Origin of the sequence: uncultured Methanobrevibacter sp., assembly GCF_902774605.1 — an archaeon.
Lineage (GTDB): Archaea > Methanobacteriota > Methanobacteria > Methanobacteriales > Methanobacteriaceae > Methanocatella.
In genome coordinates, this window is record NZ_CACYJE010000091.1 from 1 (window position 1) to 3,953 (window position 3,953).

Annotated in this window: 4 protein-coding genes and 1 pseudogene; 4 read left to right on the forward strand and 1 reads right to left on the reverse strand. The window is 36.1% G+C overall.

Annotated features, from left to right (window positions below; genetic code table 11):
* The 4 genes and pseudogenes from QZU77_RS10555 to QZU77_RS10570 form a co-directional block, all read left to right on the forward strand.
* A pseudogene (locus QZU77_RS10555) lies at window positions 1-232 on the forward strand (ABC transporter ATP-binding protein); the annotation flags it as partial.
* 280 nt (window positions 233-512) lie between these two features.
* Complete coding sequence (locus QZU77_RS10560) at window positions 513-1,334, forward strand: nicotianamine synthase family protein (protein ID WP_295603903.1); 822 nt, start codon at window positions 513-515, stop codon at window positions 1,332-1,334.
* 354 nt (window positions 1,335-1,688) lie between these two features.
* Entirely contained in the window at window positions 1,689-2,516 is an 828-nt protein-coding gene (locus QZU77_RS10565) for an alpha/beta fold hydrolase (RefSeq protein ID WP_295603905.1), read from the forward strand.
* A gap of 8 nt (window positions 2,517-2,524) precedes the next feature.
* A complete protein-coding gene (locus tag QZU77_RS10570; RefSeq protein ID WP_295603907.1) occupies window positions 2,525-3,403 on the forward strand; it encodes a radical SAM protein in 879 nt (292 codons plus the stop codon).
* Between the two features lie 54 nt (window positions 3,404-3,457).
* Here the strand turns inward: QZU77_RS10570 and QZU77_RS10575 are convergent.
* Window positions 3,458-3,953 (reverse strand): DUF2115 family protein (locus QZU77_RS10575; RefSeq protein WP_295603909.1); only part of this gene is annotated, 496 nt, incomplete at its 5' end.

Here is a 3,953-nt window from a genome sequence, read left to right on the forward strand (position 1 = left end):
GGAATTGCAGAGATTCTCTGTCTTGAGGGCTTTAAACCCAGATACCAAATTCCTGATAGCTGATGAAATGACTACCATGCTGGATGCAATCACCCAGGTTCAGATATTCGAGTCAGTTCTGAAGATTGTCAGGCAAAGAGGCATGGGTTTGCTGGTTGTCAGCCATGACAAGGACTTGATGGATATTATTTGTGATGAAGTGGTATATCTTGATGACATCAATCATGTCTAAGCATTGATATTTTTTATCATATTTAATATCTTTTATTTTTTCTTTTTTTTTTGATTGTTGATTCATTATCTTTTTTTTTGATTGCTGGTTTTTTTTATCTTGGTATTGTTTTTTATGAGACCAAATATTAATAATCAGCATTACATTAAATGAATAAAAAATTATTTATATGAATAAATTAAAACTAATATAATTAATATTTAGAATAAAATGTAAAAGAATTCTCATTGATTTCTTTAAATTAATTTACAATTTTTTTTAACAAATTTTGTGTGATAAGATGAGCTGTTACAAATACTGGGGAAAAATCGAAGAGATTGCAGACAAGCTTTCAAGCTATGGAGATTTGGACAATGAAGGCCTTTCTGCACTTGACGGCACTGATATTGATGAAATTACAAAGATTCTTGATGAAATCGAAGTCATCGCCCACGACAAGGAGATAGATTTCGATTCTGCCAAGCACATTCTTGATGATGAGAAGATGAACAAGGCTCTGCAGCTGATAAGAAAATTCTATGTGTACATAGGTGCAAGGCTGGAGCGCGAGAACGCCATGAAAATATTGGAATCAGATAATCCGAGAGAGGTTTTGGATTCATTCCATTTCTACGACAGGTATATAGGCCTTATTGAAAACGAAATGCAGTTGGCTAAGTTCAATGAAAAAAAGACATTCGTATTCCTGGGTAGCGGTCCTCTTCCTTTAACTTTGATAATGTTCAACATGGTGACTGGATGCAAGTGCATAGGAATAGAACAGTTGGATGACGTTGCAGAATTGTCAAGGAAGGTTTTAAAGCGTCTGGGTATGGATAAGGATATTGAAATCATCACCGGGGATGAAAAGACCATCGCAGATCTTGATTATGACATTCTGATGATAGCGGCCTTTGCAGAACCAAAAGACAGGGTTTTCGCCAATGTATGGGAAGTGGTTGACGAGAAGACTCCTGTTCTCTATAGAACTTATACTGGTATGAGAGCTATTTTATATTCTCCAGTTACTAACAAGGATACCAGGGGATTCCATCAGGAAGTAATGTTACTTCCAAAAGGAAAGACAAACAATACTTCCGTTTTGATTAGAAAAATTAGTTAATTCTAGGGTTTATTTTTTCTATTTTCCTTTTATTTTATTTATTTTTTGATTTTATTCTTTTTTTTAACTTTTTACCTTATTTTTTACTTTTCTCTAGTTTTATCTTTTTTCAATTTTTGTTATAGTTTATCTTTTTCCATATGCCTTTTGTTTCTCATCACTTTGCATGATTATTGATTTTATTGTTTAACATGTTCCAAATCGTTAATTATATTTTCTCAAGGCATATATAAATATAATTAATTAAATTTTTTAACTATTATTGGATAGGTATTACATGATTTAAATTATAAAATGATAAATTATAATTATAGTTGCATACTTAATATTACTAGACCTATTGGAAGGGATTTTATGCTGTACTTAACTATGGATGATGGAATAAGATTATACTATGAAAATCATGGAGAGGGAGATGCACTGGTTTTCTGCCATGGGCTTAATTCTTCACATGCTGCAAACAAGAGGTTATATGGCGAGTTTCATGATGATTTCAATGTGGTATTATATGACCAGAGAGGCCACGGCCTTTCAGACAGGTCAACAATTCACATGAATATTAAAAGACTGGGCCGTGACTTGAATGAGATTATTGAAACATTGGATCTTGATGATGTCACATTAATAGGCCATTCAATGGGGGCGGCAACTATATACAGTTATGTAGACCAGTTCGGCTGTGATAAAATCAAAAGAATCGTTGTCAGCGACATGTCTCCATACATGCGAAATGATGGATGGTCAGGTGGCATAGCCCAGGGAAATTGGAGTGATGAAGATTTCATGGATGACTTGGATAGAATCTTTGATGATGTTGCTTATGCTTCATTTTACATATTTAGAAATATAATGGTTCCAGATTCTTCAAATGTTCCTGGCATGGATGATAAAGATTACATCCGAAGCTTTGGCGAAGGTGTTGATGCAACAACAATGGCAAGTTTATGGTACTCCCTTTTCAGAAGCGACCATCGTCCAGCATTGGACAGGATAACTGTTCCATTCATGTATCTGATGCCTGATTTTCCATTGTATTCCATGGAAGCAGTCAATTACATCAAAGAGCATGTTAAAGATGCGTTCATCCTTGAAGATGATTTTCCAGGCACCACCCATGCATTATGGAATCAGATGCCTCATGAAGTTGCAGAAGCTATTAAAAAATTCATAAGAGAATATTAGGTGATTGAATGCATTTTACAGAACCCGTTTATAGAAACCCCTACTGGCCGACATTTCCATTATTGCAGATTACACAGGGATGCACCCATAACAAATGCAAATTCTGCACAATGTATAGTGGAGTGAAATTCCGCCTCCAGCCGATGGAGTTGATAGAAGATGACTTAAGGGAAATCGCAGCATATGCGCCCCAATCAAAGACAATACAGTTGCTTTCAGCCAATCCTTTAGCAATGACAAGCAATAAATTTAAGCCAATTCTTGAAAAAATCAATGAATATCTTCCTGAAATTGAATACATCTATACTCAAACCAGAGTTTCAGACTTGAAAAACAAGACTGTTGAAGATCTTGAAGAGTTAAGAGAACTTGGTTTGAGGGAAATTTCCCTTGGTGTTGAAAGCGGAGATGACTGGACATTAAACAGAATCAATAAGGGATACACATCAGAGGATATAATCGTGCAGTGTGGAAAACTGACTGATGCGGGAATTGATTTTTGGATGACATTTTTAAATGGCGTTGCCGGGCGAGAGCACAGCCATGATCATGCAGTTAATTCGGCTGAGATATTCAGCCAGTGCAATCCGATGCTTGTTGGAACAGGAGGTCTGACTCTCTTTCCAGGAACTCCATTGCTGGAAGAAGCTCAAAGAGGAGAATTTGACCCTCTATCTGAAAAGGAAATGCTTGTTGAACTTAAAACTTTTGTGGAGCATTTAAGCTGTGACTGCTCATTCATCACTCATCATACCATTTCTGCAAGTTTGACAGGACCTGATTTCCTAAGCAGAAAAAACAGGATTATCGATGCTTTGGATGATGTGATAAAACATGGGGATTTTGGTGAGATGGCCGAAATCAGAAGAAACAAGAAGTCTTTATAGTGGTCTGGATCCAAATAGATAGAATATGAAAATTAGGGATTAGAAACTTTTTATTTAAAAATCAAGCTGTTCTGCTAGGCACATCCTGCATACAGCATTTGGAGTGTCCTTATTTGCCTCCTTAACAGGACAATAGAAAGTGCCGTTTTCCAATTCGACTTTCAATGAACCTGGAAATGGAGTGCCAACAGGATGTATTGACTCCTCTAGAATGAATGTGGCATAAATCGAAGACATATAGAAAATCAGTGAAACCTTGGATTCATCTTCTTCCTTTTCAAAGCGGTCATTTATGACTTCAATCGCCTCACTTAATGGTTGCCTGTCGATTATCTGGCTGTAATCATTCAGGTCGTTTGAAATCTCTCTGACTCTTAGAAGAAATGATTCGATATAGGATTTCTGGCTATCCTCCCGATAGCTTTCCTGAACGTAACGGTTTTCCTTTATAACCTGTGAGCTGAATTCCATCATATCGAATACTGAAATCATTGAGGAATACTTTTTCAAGATTTCCAATACAGAGTTGCCTGTGAAGTATTCTTCATTT

Excerpts from the sequence above, each read along its gene's own strand:
- QZU77_RS10570 (WP_295603907.1), top strand. The coding sequence starts at position 2,525 with ATGCATTTTACAGAACCCGTTTATAGAAACCCCTACTGGCCGACATTT.
- QZU77_RS10560 (WP_295603903.1), top strand. The coding sequence starts at position 513 with ATGAGCTGTTACAAATACTGGGGAAAAATCGAAGAGATTGCAGACAAG.
- QZU77_RS10565 (WP_295603905.1), top strand. The coding sequence starts at position 1,689 with ATGCTGTACTTAACTATGGATGATGGAATAAGATTATACTATGAAAAT.